General features: G+C 36.3%; 10 protein-coding genes and 1 tRNA gene. 7 read left to right on the top strand and 4 right to left on the bottom strand.

Annotated elements, in window-relative coordinates; all coding sequences use genetic code 11:
- Positions 1-72: 72 nt before the first annotated feature.
- On the bottom strand, positions 73-507 hold the full coding sequence (locus QWY87_RS05530) for a DUF4293 family protein (protein WP_290289247.1): 435 nt from the start codon (positions 505-507) through the stop codon (positions 73-75).
- A 206-nt stretch (positions 508-713) separates the two neighbouring features.
- Here QWY87_RS05530 and rho point away from each other — a divergent pair, with 206 nt between their 5' ends.
- The 6 genes from rho to era all read left to right on the top strand — a co-directional run bounded on the left by rho (position 714) and on the right by era (position 8193).
- Positions 714-2528: a transcription termination factor Rho gene (gene rho / locus QWY87_RS05525; protein ID WP_290289421.1), complete on the top strand. Its 1815-nt coding sequence runs from the start codon at positions 714-716 to the stop codon at positions 2526-2528.
- A gap of 145 nt (positions 2529-2673) precedes the next feature.
- Positions 2674-2746: transfer RNA gene (locus QWY87_RS05520), tRNA-Met, on the top strand.
- 643 nt (positions 2747-3389) lie between these two features.
- Positions 3390-3809, top strand: a complete 420-nt coding sequence (locus QWY87_RS05515; protein WP_290289246.1) for a nuclear transport factor 2 family protein — start codon at positions 3390-3392, stop codon at positions 3807-3809.
- 434 nt (positions 3810-4243) lie between these two features.
- Positions 4244-5413, top strand: a complete 1170-nt coding sequence (locus tag QWY87_RS05510) for an alpha/beta hydrolase-fold protein (protein WP_290289244.1) — start codon at positions 4244-4246, stop codon at positions 5411-5413.
- Positions 5414-5752: 339 nt separating this feature from the next.
- Positions 5753-7234 carry a Na+/H+ antiporter NhaC family protein gene (locus tag QWY87_RS05505; RefSeq protein WP_290289242.1) on the top strand — a complete coding sequence of 494 codons (1482 nt, stop codon included), beginning with the start codon at positions 5753-5755 and terminating at the stop codon, positions 7232-7234.
- A 77-nt stretch (positions 7235-7311) separates the two neighbouring features.
- On the top strand, positions 7312-8193 hold the full coding sequence (gene era / locus QWY87_RS05500) for a GTPase Era (RefSeq protein WP_290289240.1): 882 nt from the start codon (positions 7312-7314) through the stop codon (positions 8191-8193).
- A 1-nt stretch (position 8194) separates the two neighbouring features.
- Here the strand turns inward: era and QWY87_RS05495 are convergent, their stop codons facing one another.
- Positions 8195-9547, bottom strand: a complete 1353-nt coding sequence (locus tag QWY87_RS05495; RefSeq protein WP_290289238.1) for a UDP-N-acetylmuramate--L-alanine ligase — start codon at positions 9545-9547, stop codon at positions 8195-8197.
- A 70-nt stretch (positions 9548-9617) separates the two neighbouring features.
- Positions 9618-10502, bottom strand: coding sequence for a dimethylarginine dimethylaminohydrolase family protein (locus QWY87_RS05490; protein ID WP_290289236.1), 885 nt, complete (start codon positions 10500-10502; stop codon positions 9618-9620).
- Between the two features lie 226 nt (positions 10503-10728).
- Between QWY87_RS05490 and QWY87_RS05485 the strand changes: the two genes are divergently transcribed.
- Positions 10729-11817, top strand: coding sequence for an SRPBCC family protein (locus QWY87_RS05485; protein ID WP_290289234.1), 1089 nt, complete (start codon positions 10729-10731; stop codon positions 11815-11817).
- A 3-nt stretch (positions 11818-11820) separates the two neighbouring features.
- Here the strand turns inward: QWY87_RS05485 and dnaE are convergent, their stop codons facing one another.
- Positions 11821-16140 carry a DNA polymerase III subunit alpha gene (gene dnaE / locus QWY87_RS05480; RefSeq protein WP_290289232.1) on the bottom strand — a complete coding sequence of 1440 codons (4320 nt, stop codon included), beginning with the start codon at positions 16138-16140 and terminating at the stop codon, positions 11821-11823.
- Between the last annotated feature and the right edge of the window lie 186 nt (positions 16141-16326).

Here is a 16326-nt window from a genome sequence, read left to right as displayed (position 1 = left end):
CAATAGGCATAAAAAAAGGCTGTCTAAATTAAATTTAGACAGCCGTTACACACTATAACTAAGGTATTAGTCTTATCGTAACCGGTCTACAGATTTTACAAGTTTATCATCCTTAATAATTGCCTTGTTGGTTAGTACCAAAAAAACAATTACTAATAAAGGTATGAAAACCCCAATACCCTTCTCAGAAACAACAGTCTCTCCAGGTAAGCTTAGTAAATGGTATACAATAATTCCTAACAATAAAAAGTTTATTACAATATTGACTCTATTGCTTATAATTTGTCTTGTTCTATTTTTGAATGATAATAAAGATATAAAAGATATAATTCCAGATCCTATAAAAAGAAATGGAATAGTCACATATAACAATTCATTATTTTTAAACAGGGAATTCAAATAAATCACCTCGCTATTTTGGTCTATCCAAAAAGGGACCAAAAAAGCTACCAGCCAAGCTAATAAAATGGCAATGAATATGTAAACACTTTGAATTCTTTGTAACATCTCTAAAAATGAAGCGCAAAAATACATTAATCTTTTTAAGAAATAAAGTTTATATATTAATTTTATTTTGTAATATTGTCGCAACAAATCGAAACATATTGTAAGGTTACTTCTTTTACGATACCCAATTATATTATCATAACATATTCATTTAAACAGATAATTCTTTCCAAAGAATTTATATCATTAATTAACATTCATATATGATGTTTGACATAGACGCACTCAAGGAGATGAAACTTTTGGAGCTGCAAGAAATTGCACAAAAAATAGATGTTCCAAAATTTCGTTCGTTGAAAAAACTTGATTTGGTATATCAAATATTAGATGTGCAGGCCGCTAATCCTAAACAAGTAAAGGAATCAGCCGCTGCCGTTGGTAAACCAAAACGAAAAAGAATTTTAAAAAACGAATCGGCACCTGATTTGGCCACCCCGGCCACCGAAGTTCAAAAAGAAATTCTCCCAAAAAAACAAATTATAAAAAAAGAGCCTAAACCTATTAGCCCAGTGTCTACAGATACGAAGGCTGAATCAAAACAGGAGGCAAAACCTGCCAAGGTAGCTGGTAAATCAAGTGAAGGAGAAAGACCTCAGGCGAAACAAGCGCCAAGGAACCAAAACTTACCTAAGGATCAAAAACAACAAAAAGACCAGAATCCTCCAAAGGAACAAAGTGTTCAGAAAGAACAAAATGCTCAGAAAGAACATCCAAAACCAAGAGAACAAAATCAACCGAGAGATTCTAAAAAACCTCAACAAACGCATCAAAGGGATCAAAAAAATCAAGGTCCTGGTCAACAAAAAGATTCACGCAACCAACACCCAAAGCAGAATCATAACCCAAAACAACGTGGTAATGAGGCGAACAAGCAAGTGAAATACCGTGATCCTGATTTTGAATTTGACGGAATCATTGAGAGTGAAGGTGTATTAGAAATTATGCCTGATGGTTATGGCTTCTTAAGATCTTCAGATTACAATTACTTATCATCTCCTGATGATATTTATGTATCTCAATCTCAGATAAAACTATTTGGATTAAAAACCGGAGACACTGTTAAAGGAAAAGTAAGACCACCTAAAGAAGGAGAAAAATATTTCCCGCTAATTAGAGTAAGTCTTATCAATGGCTTAAATCCAAGTATTGTAAGGGATCGTGTTTCTTTTGAGCACTTAACCCCTTTGTTTCCTGAAGCGAAATTCAATCTTGCTGAAAAGGGAAGCAATCTATCTACAAGAATCATTGACTTATTTTCACCTATAGGAAAAGGTCAACGTGGAATGTTAGTTGCACAACCAAAAACAGGAAAAACAATTCTATTAAAGGATATAGCAAATGCAATTGCTGCGAATCATCCTGAGGTTTATCAATTGGTATTATTAATTGACGAACGTCCTGAGGAAGTTACAGATATGCAAAGAAACGTAAAAGGAGAAGTAATTGCTTCAACCTTTGACGAATCTGCCGAGAGACACGTAAGAGTGGCCAATATCGTTCTTGAAAAAGCGAAAAGGCTTGTAGAATGTGGTCATGATGTAGTCATATTATTAGACTCAATTACCAGATTGGCTAGAGCATATAATACTGTAGCTCCTGCTTCTGGAAAGATTTTGTCTGGGGGTATTGATGCCAATGCTTTACACAAACCAAAAAGATTCTTTGGAGCCGCAAGAAACATCGAAAACGGTGGATCTCTTACAATTATTGCAACAGCTCTAACTGAAACAGGCTCAAAAATGGATGAAGTAATTTTTGAAGAATTTAAAGGAACTGGCAACATGGAACTTCAATTAGATAGAAATATTTCTAATAGAAGAATTTATCCAGCTATTGATCTTGTAAAATCAAGTACTCGACGTGATGATCTTCTTCATGATGACAAAGCAACACAACAACGCCTTTGGGTCTTGAGAAAGTATCTTGCTGATATGAACCCTATTGAAGCAATGGAGTTTGTTAAAGACAAAATTAAATACACAAAGAACAATGAAGAGTTTTTGATGTCTATGAATGGATAATTGAATACTTTGAGATTTTTATTTGAGCGTTCAGCTTAGGTCAGAATATATAAATAATTGAAAGTCAGATATAAAAATATCTGACTTTTTTTATGCAAAATCCTTTGTTTATATCTATAAATAATATGTATCTTTGCACCCACATCGCGGGATAGAGCAGTAGGTAGCTCGTTGGGCTCATAACCCAAAGGTCGCTGGTTCGAGTCCAGCTCCCGCTACTAGCAAAACCTTTCAGGAAACTGGAAGGTTTTTTTATGACCAAAAGTGTAAAGCTTGCTTTTAAACGAATTGGTCATAAAAAAATACTTTGGCGATAGCCAAAAGGTTTTGCTAGTAATGCATCCTCCTTCTGGACCATTTCGCAGCGCAGCAAGAAATGAATCCAGCCGTCATTGATAAACTGTAACGAATCAGATATAAAAAAAAGATTAGGCGATAGCCTTAAGGTTTTGCTAGTAATGCATCCTCCTTCTGGACCATTTCGCAGCGTAGCAAGAAATGAATCCAGCCATTCATAGTTTAATGTCTTTTTTTTTAAGATAAGCGTTGCCTTTAAAGTTCGCTGAGTCAGGGCTTGACAGCAGCTTTATGAATAGAGTCAAATCCTGACCTTTTCCATGCATCCCCTACTCTGGACCATTTTGAAACGAAGTGAAAAAATGAATCCAGCTGTCTATAATTTAAAGCCTTTTTTAAGATAAGCGTTGTCTTTAAAGTTCGCTGAGTCAAGACTTGACAACAGCTTTTTGAATAGAGTCAAACCCTGACCGCTGCTAGCAAAACCAGTTTGCTTGGAGCCTGCTCTTTTTATGACTTCCTTTGTTTTCCTTACCTTTAAAGGGAACTTTAAAAACCAAGAATATGAATTCATTAAAAAACGCAGAAGTTTTTTTTCACAATTGTGAATCAGGGAAAGGATGGGATGCATGCAATCCTTATGTGGCTGATAACGCTAAATTCTATGCACAAAGCGAACCCTTAATCGAAGTTAAAGATGTTAAAACATATGTAGAATGGATGGCTGGATTAGCTACAATTACGATGCCTGGTTGTGGTTATGAAGTGCATGCTTCAGCTTATGATGAAGCTAATGAGACTGCAATATTTTATGCCACTTTTACAGGGACTCATTCTGGTGAAGGAGGGCCTATTCCTCCTACCAACAAGACTACTAATACACATTATGTGTATGCCTTAAAAATGAATAATGACGGTAAGGTTGAAGCCATGACAAAAATATGGAATGCGTCTTGGGCTCTTAAAGAATTAGGTTGGATGTAACCAATATTTTGTTGTTATTCAATAAATTTTATTATTTCCACAAAGTTTCTCATCAACTGATTTAGGTTCGACAATTCGATGGTTCCCGCTACCAGCAAAACCTTTCAGTAAGCTGAAAGGTTTTGTTAGTAAAGCATACCTACTCTGGACCATTTTGAAACGATGTGGAAAATTGAATCCAGTTGTCTATAGTTTAATGTCTTTTATTTAGATAAGCGTTGCCTTTAAACTTAGCTTAGTCAGGGCTTGACAGCGGCTTTATGAATAAAGTCAAACCCTGACCGTTTCTAAGCATCATTAATTCTGGACAACGACTAAACGAAGTCAATCCAGCTCCTACTGCAAGAAGTATTTTACGAAATTAAGAAGCTTTGTTTGGTCGCAATTACATTTAATTATTATTTTTAAGTATTAATACTCATTACACTGCTCGAATGGATTTATTTAAAGGGAGACACCTATTTCTTTTGGTTATTCTTATAATGTTAACGAAGAATATTAAATCTCAAGAAATTGACACTCTTTTTCTTCATATTCCAAAAAATAGAGATACAATAAGCTACAAAAGAATTGTTGAGTTTGATAACAATACAAAATTATATCATGTCAGAGATTTTTATAAAAATGGTCAGCTTCAGATGGATGCGACCTATAGTGCTCTTGACAAACTCTTTAAAGAGGAGTATCAATGTAATTATCATTCAAACACAAAACAAGGACTTTATCAAACATGGTATAAAAATGGCTTGCCTGATACTCGATGTACCTATGTTGATGGAAGATTTCACGGTCAAAAGGAAGAATGGTATCCTAATGGGCAAATAGCTGAAAGGAGTAATTGGGTAAAAGGAGAAATTGAAAATGGCAAGGGACAAATGCATGGTTCATCTAAAAAATGGTCAAAAGAAGGGGAGGCAGCTTATGAAATGTTTTTTGATAAGGGGTTAAGAATAAAACCAAAGGACACCAATTATCATTATATATCGTATACGCCAAAAGAGTACAAAAAAGACTCATTAAAAAAATGGCCTTTGATTATATATTTACATGGAGGAACACCAAGAGGGACTGATTTGAAAAAACTTTATGCATCAGGAATACCTGATCAAATCTGGAGAGGTAGGGAATTTCCATTTATTATTGTAGCACCACAATGTCCTTTAGGACACAGATGGTCGACAGACGATTGGTTCGAGAATTTTTATGATGAAATAACCAAAAAGTACAATGTTGACAAAAATAAGGTTTACTTAACAGGAGCAAGTCTTGGTGGAGCAGGAACTTGGTACCTGGCAATAAAATACCCAGACTTATTTGCAGCAATTGCTCCTATGAGTGGATTTACAAGCCATATTGAATACCTAAACAAGAATATTGATAAGTTAGTTGATATGCCCATTTGGGCTTTTCATGGTAAAATTGATAAAGTTGTACAATTTGAGGAAACTGAAAGGGTTGTAGGCAGATTACAAGGGAAAAACAAAAATGTAAAATTTACAGCAGAATCCAATGTAGGACATGGGATGGAATGGTTGGTTTACCCAAAAGATGCATTATATGATTGGTTTTTAAAACATGACAGAAGAATGAAAGACAAGAATTAAATATTCAAAGTTTAGCATATCTTCGTTAGCCATATCGCTTCTAAAAAACCCTTCACAAACTCATTTAGGTTCGATAATTCAATGCTTCCCGCTTTCTGGATTATATGAATGAATCCAGCCGTCTATAGTTTAAAGCCTTTTTTAAGATTAATGTTTCCTTTCAACTTTGTTTAGTCAGGGCTTGACAGCAGCTTTATGAATAGAGTCAAACCCTGACCGTTTCGCGTAAAGCGTGCTTTTAACAAGACTTAACAGAAATCAAATAACCAATACATTTTAAGATGAATTATCCCATCTAATGATTGTTTTCCTATATTTACGACAAAACTATTCTTAGATATGAATGACTACGGTTTCCTTTCTGTTCTGCCGCCCGTAATAGCAATAATTCTTGCTTTAAGAACTAAACAAGTTTATGTGGCCCTCATATTCGGAATATGGTTTTCATGGCTGATAATGAGCGATTGGAACATCCTTGAAGGAACCCTTGCAACAATAGAAGGCATGGTAAATGTTTTCAAGTCTGAAGGCAATACCCGGACCATCATGTTTAGTGCTCTGGTTGGTGCCTTATTATTGTTTATCCAATATTCAAGAGGAGTTGAAGGCTTTGTAAACCAGCTGAATAAGTTGATTCAATACTTCGAGAATAAGCATACCGGATATAGCCGAATTATTATTCAATTATTAGCTATGCTTACTGGAGTGGTGCTGTTTGTTGAAACCAGTATAAGTTCACTAACAGTAGGAACTTTGTACAGACCCGTATTCGATAAATTAAAAATATCCAGAGAGAAACTGGCTTATATCGCCGATTCAAGCTCTGCTCCTACTTCTATTTTAATCCCATTTAACGCCTGGGGTGCTTTTATAATGGGGCTACTCATAACGCAAGGCATAGAAAAGCCCTTCAGTGTTATGCTATCTTCAATTGCATATAATTTTTATCCGTTTTTAGCCTTGATCATTCTATTCATTGTTATCGTTTCTAAAAAAGATATTGGATCAATGGCAAAAGCCGAGAAGCGAACTCAAACAACCGGAAAACTTATGGATGAAGGCTCAAAGCCAATGATATCTGAGGTGATTACTTCATATCCTCCAAAAGAAGGCATAAAGGCAAAGTCATATAATATGGTTATTCCTTTATTAACCATGGTAGCCATGATGCCAGTGAATTTAGTCTATACCGGTTGGTCAAAGGTTGAAAATTACAATTCTTTCTGGGACCATGTTTCTCAAGCCATCGGTAATGGTTCCGGCTCATCATCTGTATTATACGCGGTGATTAGCTCTATTCTTGTGGCCATGGTTTTGTACCGGGCTCAAGGAATTATGAAACTAAAAGAAATGGTTGATTTAATCCTAAAAGGTATTAGCGAATTAATGCCCTTGGCACTTTTAATGCTGTTAGCCTTTGCAATTGGTGATGCCTGTAATCAATTAGGTACTGGTCAATTTGTTGCAAACTGGTCAAAAGACTGGCTTTCTCCCGAATATTTACCTGCTATCGTTTTTGTTATTAGTTCATTTATTGCGTTCTCCACCGGAACATCTTGGGGAACCTTTGCCATCATGCTGGCGATATCGATTCCAATGGCCAACATCCATGGAGCCGAAGTTACCTTGATCATAGCAGCTACTCTTGGTGGTGGTATTTTTGGAGATCATTGTTCTCCTATCTCTGATACTTCGATTATTTCGTCTATGGCATCTGCTAGTGATCATATAGATCATGTTAGAACTCAATTACCTTATGCTCTTTTAGGTGGTGCAATAACTACAATCCTATATTTGATTTTAGGGTTTAGCATGATCTGAAAATTTTCATAAAGTTTCAAATCCCACCTTTATAAAGTAGAAAACCCCCTACCTTTGCATCTCAAATTAGAGCATACATGAAACACAAAGCAGGATTTGTAAATATTATAGGGAACCCAAATGTGGGAAAATCAACGTTGATGAATGTATTGATCGGTGAGAAATTATCAATCATTACTTCCAAAGCACAAACTACAAGACATAGAATTCTTGGAATTGTAAATGGGGATGATTATCAGGCTGTTTTTTCAGACACGCCGGGAATCATCAATCCTGCCTATGAATTACAAGAATCCATGATGGATTTCGTAAAGACCGCATTCGAAGATGCCGATGTCTTGATTTACATGGTTGAGACCGGAGAAAAAGACTTGAAGAATGAGGCCTTTTTCAATAAGATCAAACAGGTGAAAATTCCCGTATTACTTTTATTAAACAAGATTGATCAATCTTCACAAGATCTGTTAGAGCAACAGGTAGCCTATTGGAAAGAAACTGTACCTAACGCTGAAATTCATCCAATATCTGCTCTTGAAAATTTTAATATCCCAACTGTCATGAAACGGATAGTTGAATTACTTCCTGAGTCACCTCCATTTTACCCAAAAGATCAATTAACTGATAAACCAGAACGTTTTTTTGTAAATGAGAAAATCAGGGAAAAAATCCTGATGCACTATAAGAAAGAAATTCCATATTCAGTAGAAATCGAAACTGAAGAATTTAAAGAGGAAGCAAAAATAATTCGAATTCGTTCAGTTATTATGGTAGAAAGAGACACTCAAAAAGGTATCATTATCGGTCACAAAGGTGCTGCTTTAAAACGAGTTGGCTCTGAAGCCAGAAAGGATCTTGAAAAATTCTTTGGCAAAAAAATATTCATGGAACTTTATGTTAAGGTCAACAAAAATTGGAGGAGTGACAAAAACCAATTAAAAAGATTCGGATACAAAGATTAAATTAAAGAAGGCTTTTAAGCTCCTCAAAATCAAGTCCGCCATAGTTTCCTGAACTCATCAATAACAAGGCCGTATCTTTTAAATTCTGTTCAAATAAGTATTTCTTAAAGGCCTTGGGCTCAGTATAAATTATTAGATCATCTCGTTTAAAGGCATTGGCAATTTGCTCTTCGGTCACTTCTTTAAGTCGTTTGATCTTAACGGCATGTGGAGAATAAAACACAACAGCTTCATCCGCCCCCTCTAAGGTACCTTCATATTCTTTCAGAAAATCTTCATTCAGGCTGCTGTAAGTATGTAATTCCAGACAAGCCAATAGCTTTCTGTTTGGGTATTGTTCTCTAACTGCCTTAGTTGTCGCTCCTACTTTTGATGGAGAGTGCGCAAAATCTTTATAAACCACAGTCTGATCATTTTCAGCAATTTTTTCCAACCTTTTACTGGCTCCCTTAAAATCTGCAATGGCTTCATAAAATGCTTCCTCACCTATTCCTAAATGGAAACAAATACTTCTGGCTCCTTCTAAATTCTGCAAATTGTGTTTTCCGAATATTTCCAATGGAATTTCACCTTCTATTGTGTCTAGAATAGTAGCGCCATCTTCAATAGTATATTCAGGTGTCTTGTATGGGTATTTTTTGATCTGATTACTTGTCTCCTCAACAACCTTTTTCACTACTTCATCTTCTTCAAAATACACCATCATACCTCCTTTTACCATGGTGTCAACAAAAATGCTGAATTGATCAACATAATTCTCAAAAGTTGGAAAGACATTGATATGATCCCAGGCTATACCACTCAACAGTGCAATATTGGCCTTATATAAATGAAATTTTGGTCTCAAATCAATCGGAGAAGATAAGTATTCGTCTCCCTCCAGAACAATCACTTCATTTTCTTCAGTCAGATGCACCATTCTATCGAAACCGTCCAACTGGGCTCCTACCATAAAGTCAACTTCAACGTTATGATATTTCAACACGTGCAGGATCATAGAAGTTATGGTAGTTTTACCATGTGAACCTCCAATTACTACTCTTGTTTTATTCTTAGCATGCTCATATAAAAACTCTGGGTAGGAATAAATAGTAAGTCCTAATTCTTGTGCTTTAATCAATTCAGGATTATCAGCTTTTGCATGCATCCCCAATATGATCGCATTCAAACCAGAATGAATTTTTTCAGGAAACCAACCCATAGATTCGGGAAGTAAACCTTTAGTTGCTAACCTAGATTTAGAGGGTTCAAATATAGCGTCATCACTACCTGTTATAGTATCTCCTTTGGCCTGTAGGGCAAGGGCAAGATTATGCATGGCACTGCCTCCGATTGATATAAAGTGTATGTTCATTTGATGGAATTAATAGGGTAAAAATACAAATTAAAAGTGGTTGGTTGAACTATAAAATCATACTAAATAATCAATTAGTGTCTACTCGTTTTAAAGGTCTGGTCAAACATGTAGGTCCACCTCCACCCATAACGCTAATATGTTTTCCGAGGTATGAATGCACTTCACAACCCTTATCCAAAAGCCTTCTTTTCGTGATAGGATTTCCCTCAACCATGATGCACTTATTTGCTGCTATCGCCAACACGTTGCATCCCATAGATTCAAATTCCTCATCAGGCACTTCAACAAGTTTATATCCTCTAGCTAACAAGTCATTTCTAAAAGAAATCGGCATTAAGGGAGAATAAACTACAGCAAGCTGAGGCCCAACGGGGCTGAAAATTGACATGAGGTGAAAAACGTCTGAGACACCCTTATAATGAGGTAAATCAACAACAACAATCTTTACACCATGTGGCTCTAAAAGGCCTTTAAGTTGCGCTATACCCTCTTCATTTGTTCTATAGGTATAACCAACAGCCAGCGTATTTTGATCAAGCCAGGCAACATCACCACCTTCAAGCTTTCCAGGAGCCTTTATCTCACCCAAAATCGGGATATTATGTTCTGTGAAAAATGCCTTTTGAGCTTGGGGTTCATCAACGCGCTCTTTTTTTCCCATGTTGCATAAGATCATTCCAAAATCAGTAGCAATCGATGCGTCTCTGCAATACACTGAATCCATACTCAAATCTTCATTTTCAGGTAAACGTAAAACTTCAGCGCCCTGCTGCTGAAGCAATAATTCGAATGCTTTATATTCATCAACTGCTTCTGCCAAATCAGGCCTATCCAAATAATGCAATTCCTTCCATTGATTTTCAATAATATCGTCAGATCTAAACGCAAGTTCAACTGGTTTGATCAGTACAGATTTTAATCTTAAATAATCGGTATGGCTCGTTTCTATCATTGATGTCGTTTTTTTATTCTAGGGCATTAAAATATAAAAAGGGTTTCAATAAGCAACAATAATGCCTTACAAAAAAGTAACATATACACTAGCAGATAAAAGCGCTAATAAAAACCAAACGCAATAACTAGAATCTATATGATTTATTCATGCAATCCTGAGTGTTATTAGTAATATAATTATTATTACTTTAGACCTTAATACAACAATTTAAAGAGCGCAGACTATGAAAAATGAGTTCATTGTAGATCAAGATATTACAAAAGCCAGCACCTTACCGTCTTCGTTTTACAAGACCGATTCTATTTTTGATCAAATCAAAGAAAAGATTTTTCTTAAATCATGGCAATTTATAGGAGATGAAGAATTGGTCAAACTGCCTAAATCAGCACATCCATTTGTCCTGCTGAATAGCTTTTTAACCGAGCCTTTGTTGCTGACTAAAGATGAAGAGGGCAATCTACATTGTATGAGTAATGTCTGCACGCATAGGGCTAATCTTGTCGTATTAGGCAGTGGGAAACTAAAAAAATTAACTTGCATGTATCATGGAAGAAGATTTGATCTCAAAGGGAAGTTTGAACATATGCCTGAATTCAAAGAAGCCCAGGATTTCCCAAGAGAATGTGATCATCTGCGCAACTTCCCACTGCTGCAATGGGGCCCATTATTATTTGCTGGTTTAGAACCAAGCTTTGATTTTAATGAGGTGCTTGACAAAATGAAAGAAAGACTCGACTTTCTCCCAATACAAGACTTTAGACTTGAGCCTTCACTTTCAAAAGACTATTTGGTTCATGCACATTGGGCTTTATATTGTGACAATTATTTAGAAGGATTTCACGTTCCTTTTGTGCATGAAGATTTGAATAAAGTACTTGACTACGGAAGCTATAAGACTGAAATTTATAAGCATTGCAATCTCCAAATTGGCTATACGAATGATGCCACAGAAACTTTTGATTTACCCGAGAATCACCTGGATTACGGTAAAAATGTAGCGGCTTATTACTATTGGGTATTCCCAAATATGATGTTCAATTTTTATCCCTGGGGCTTGTCAATCAATGTTGTCAAACCTATCAGTCCGAACAGGACCAAAGTTTCGTTTATCAGTTATGTTCTCGATCCGGATAAATTAGAAAAAGGAGCTGGTCAGGGCCTGGATAAAGTGGAAAGAGAGGATGAATTCGTTGTTGAAAATGTTCAAAAAGGTATTCATTCATCATTTTACAAAGCAGGTAGATTTTCTCCTGAACGAGAGAAAGGTGTGCATCACTTTCATACCCTTTTGGCCAAGTTCATGAACCAATAGTGATTAGTTTAGTTTAAAACTCCATTCCTTTTCATTCAGTTCATCCAATAATTCTTTTGTGATATTGATTTTAGAACTCCTGCTAGGCATATTTAATTTTAGCTTTTCTTCTCGGTCAATAATCATAAAGTGGAGGTGTTGACTTCCGGGATGGTTCTTGAATACACTTTCAATATCTGTAACTGCCTTTTCACTAATATGCTCTATCGGCAAATTCAAGGTAATCTTCTTTGCCATTTTACCTAAAACATCCTGAAGTTGCTGAATCGCTGTAATTACGACTCTCACATCACCATTTTGCCATGCTCTTCGCATCACCGTTTTGAGATATAAAAAAGTGTTAGGAATTAAATAATGTCTGAATTTCAGATAATCTTCATTAAACAGCCTGAATTCATAAGCATCACTATAATCTTCAAAAGTAAACATCCCCCATGGTTTCCCATTCTTACTCACTCTGTGCTGGACATCTGTTATGATACCTGCAAACGATAATTCCATGCCTTCAAGTTGGTTGATATTTTGCAAGCTATCTACTTTCGCATTACAAAAATATTTTATTTCAGTTTTATAATCATCCAGAGGATGTCCTGAAATATAGATACCAATCATTTCCTTTTCTTTAGAAAGTTTTTCCATGACATTCCATGGTTCACAAGGAGGTATAATCGGCTCATCAAACTGCACATCTGAAGCCTCACCAAATAAAGAAACTTGTGCAGAATTTTTACTCTCTTGAAACTTATTTCCGAATCTAATCGCCTTCTCAATAAAGGTCAATCCTTTTTCATCAAGGGCGAAATATTGAGACCTGTTGGCTGTTCCAAAAGAATCAAACCCTCCTGCTAATACCATTCCATCAAATGCTTTTTTATTCGCTGATCTTAAATCGACACGTTTAGTGACGTCAAAAATCGAACGAAAATTACCATTCTCCTTTCTTTCATTTACAAATGCGCGCACAGCCCCTTCTCCAACACCTCTAATAGCTCCCATTCCAAACCTGACGGCTCCTTGTTTGTTCACTGAGAATTTATAATAGGATTCATTGACGTCAGGCCCTAACACTTCAATACCTGACCTTTTACATTCCTCCATAAAAAACGTAACCTGCTTTATGTCGTTCATGTTATTACTCAACACAGAGGCCATATATTCAGCAGGGTAATGTGCTTTTAGATAAGCCGTCTGGTAGGCTATAAAAGCATAACATGTTGAATGTGACTTATTAAAGGCATAGGCTGCAAATGCTTCCCAATCTTTCCATATTTTTTCCAAAGTCTCCTCTGGGTGGTTATTCTTTTTACCACCTTCAATAAAGAGTGGTTTTAATTTTTCCAAAAGGGCAAAAATCTTTTTTCCCATTGCCTTACGCAGCATATCCGCCTGGCCTTTGGTAAAACCTGCTAATTTCTGAGATAAAAGCATTACTTGCTCCTGGTATACAGTAATACCATAGGTCTCCTTTAGATAACCCTCCATATCAGGCAAGTCATACTCGATTTCTTCCCTACCGTGCTTTCGATCAATAAATGAAGGAATATATTCCATAGGCCCTGGTCTGTAAAGGGCATTCATTGCAATAAGGTCAGCAAATTCAGTTGGCTTTAATGACTTCATATGCTTCTGCATACCCGGAGATTCATATTGAAAAATCCCAATAGTCTCTCCTCTTTGAAACAAAGCATAAGTCTTTTCGTCATCAAGCGGAAAATCATCAGGCTCAAGATCTACTCCATGCAAAGCCTTGACAATCTTCACCGTATCCTTTATCAAAGTAAGTGTCTTCAAGCCCAGGAAATCCATTTTCAACAACCCTGCATCTTCAACAACTCCATTGTCAAATTGTGTCACATACATGTCGGTTCCTTTGGCCGTTGCCACTGGAATCAAATTGGTGATATCTTCAGGAGTTATAATGACACCGCAGGCATGTGTTCCGGTATTTCGAACCGAACCTTCAAGCATGAGGGCCTGATTAATGGTTTCTGCTTCCAGGCTACTTCCTTCAGCCAAAGACTTCAGTTCATCTACATTGGCTTTTTCTTCACTTCGTAAACCCTTTACTTTTGAAATACTCTTTGCATCAGTTCCAAAAATATTATTCAGCTTAAGCCCGGGAATAAGTTTGGCTATTCTATCTGCATCCGGAAGGGGAAGGTCTAAAACCCTTGCCGTATCTCTAATGGAAGATTTCGCAGCCATGGTTCCGTAAGTGATAATCTGTGCCACCTGATTCGAACCATATTTATTAATTACATAATCAATAACACTTTGCCTTCCTTCATCATCAAAATCAATATCAATATCAGGAAGTGATACCCTGTCAGGATTCAAAAAACGCTCAAAAAGAAGATCATATTTAATAGGATCTATATTTGTAATCGCAAGGCAATAGGCTACTGCAGAACCAGCGGCAGAACCCCTACCTGGGCCAACAGAAACTCCCATCCTGCGGGCTTCCTTTATAAAATCTTCAACAATAAGGAAATAACCTGGATAGCCTGTTTTCTCAATAATCATTAATTCAAAATCAAGGCGCTCCCTAATATCTTCAGTTAGATCAGCATACCTTCCTTTTGCTCCTTCATAGGTCAAGTACTTTAAATATGCATTTTCTCCTCTTTTCCCTCCATCTTCTGCATCTTTAGCATCGTAAAATTGCTCTGGCATATCAAATTTAGGAAGTAATACATCCCTTGCAAGATCAAAAATCTCAACCTTATCAATTATTTCCTGGATATTTATAATTGACTCAGGAACATGCTTAAACTTGGCCTTCATTTCATCCTGATCTTTGAAATAGTATTGGTCATTGGGCAAGCCATATCGAAATCCTCTCCCTCTTCCTTTAGGAGTTGCTATTTTCTCTCCGTCTTTAACGCACAATAAAATATCATGGGCGGTAGAATCGGTCTTTTTCAGATAAAATGTATTGTTGGTCGCGATCAGTTTCACCTCATGCTTCCTTGAAAAACCTATAATGATATCGTTAATATGCTTTTCGTTTTCTTGCTGATGATCACTGATTTCAAGATAAAAATCAGCTCCAAATGTCTTTTTCCACCACAGTAATGCTTCTTCAGCCTGATGCTCACCTACATTGAGAATTTTATTAGGAATCTCCCCATTTACACCTCCGCTTAAAACGATCACATCTTCTTTATACTTCTCAACAAGATGTTTATCTATCCTTGGGACATAATAAAAACCATCTATATATGCTGCTGAGGCCAATTTCGCTAAATTGTGATATCCTTTTTTATTTTTAGCAAGAAGAACGACCTGATAACCATTGTCTTTGACAGATTTGTCTAAATGGTTTTCACATACGTTAAACTCACAACCCACTATCGGTGTTATTGGATGTTCTGCCTCCTTATTGTGCTTAAGAATCTCCTTCACAAACACAAATGCCCCCATCATGTTTCCCGTATCGGTCAAAGCAACAGCTGGCATTTTATTTGCAATGGTTTCTTTTACAAGACCAGCAACACTGGCCGTAGATTGTAAAATAGAATACTGGGAATGATTGTGGAGATGGGCAAAAGATGCAGCTTGAAATGCTTCCTTCAATTCAGAACTGACAATTGGCCCGTCACTTGAGGCGTCTTTCGTTGCCTTCTTTATTTTATCACTTTCTTTCTTAAGATTCAGATGTTTTAAACCTGCTGCTTCAAAAGTTTGGGGATTATGATTTGTAAAATCAACAAAATATGAACTATCTACTTGTAATTCATCTAATGAATAATTTCCATTCCTGATCAATTCTAAAAAACATCTGGTCGTAGCTTCAACATCAGCCGTGGCATTATGCGCTTCGCCAAAAGGTTTGTTAAAGAGTTTCTCATGCAGTTCAGTCAGCGTAGGCAGTTTGAACTTGCCGTATCTTCCTCCGGGTATCTCACATAAGAGAGCTGTTTTTTCAGTACAGGTATCCAATACCGGTAAATCATTAAGTTTCGACGCAATACTGGCTCTGTGAAATTCAGCGCCCATTATATTCAAATCAAACTTTAAATTCTGGCCAACAACGAATTTTGTATTTGACAAGGCTTCATTAAACAAAGCCAGCACTTCTGTCAAAGGCCTTCCCTGCTGTAATGCTAAATCAGTGGAAATTCCATGGATTTGCTCAGCATCATAGGGGATTTTGTAATTTTCCGGGATTATTAAATAGTCTTCATGAGAAATCATTTTTCCCATCTCATCATGCAATTGCCATGCAATCTGAACACATCTTGGCCAGTTATCAACATCCGTTATGGGTGCATTCCAGTTCTTAGGTAAACCTGTAGTTTCTGTGTCAAATATTAAATACATGCAACAATTAATTATGTGAAGATATGAAAGGGATAAAAGTAAGTATTTAGTCAATTCTAATAATCCCAAATAGCAGTATTTTTATCAACAATGAGACGCAATTGTTAATAGGGGTTTTCATTGTCGCAGGTACTGATAATGAGAATGATAATAATTATTATTTTTGACTATGCATTCAATAATATT

Origin of the sequence: Lutimonas halocynthiae, from assembly GCF_030409835.1 — a bacterium.
Taxonomy (GTDB): domain Bacteria; phylum Bacteroidota; class Bacteroidia; order Flavobacteriales; family Flavobacteriaceae; genus Lutimonas; species Lutimonas halocynthiae.
Note: the sequence above shows the minus strand (reverse complement) of the source record. Positions and strands in the feature narration are given on the sequence as shown.

Coding starts and splice junctions, on each gene's coding strand:
- QWY87_RS05490 (WP_290289236.1), bottom strand. CDS start 10,502: ATGATAGAAACGAGCCATACCGATTATTTAAGATTAAAATCTGTACTG.
- QWY87_RS05495 (WP_290289238.1), bottom strand. CDS start 9,547: ATGAACATACACTTTATATCAATCGGAGGCAGTGCCATGCATAATCTT.
- QWY87_RS05485 (WP_290289234.1), top strand. CDS start 10,729: ATGAAAAATGAGTTCATTGTAGATCAAGATATTACAAAAGCCAGCACC.
- rho (WP_290289421.1), top strand. CDS start 714: ATGTTTGACATAGACGCACTCAAGGAGATGAAACTTTTGGAGCTGCAA.
- era (WP_290289240.1), top strand. CDS start 7,312: ATGAAACACAAAGCAGGATTTGTAAATATTATAGGGAACCCAAATGTG.
- QWY87_RS05515 (WP_290289246.1), top strand. CDS start 3,390: ATGAATTCATTAAAAAACGCAGAAGTTTTTTTTCACAATTGTGAATCA.
- QWY87_RS05505 (WP_290289242.1), top strand. CDS start 5,753: ATGAATGACTACGGTTTCCTTTCTGTTCTGCCGCCCGTAATAGCAATA.
- QWY87_RS05510 (WP_290289244.1), top strand. CDS start 4,244: ATGGATTTATTTAAAGGGAGACACCTATTTCTTTTGGTTATTCTTATA.
- dnaE (WP_290289232.1), bottom strand. CDS start 16,140: ATGTATTTAATATTTGACACAGAAACTACAGGTTTACCTAAGAACTGG.
- QWY87_RS05530 (WP_290289247.1), bottom strand. CDS start 507: ATGTTACAAAGAATTCAAAGTGTTTACATATTCATTGCCATTTTATTA.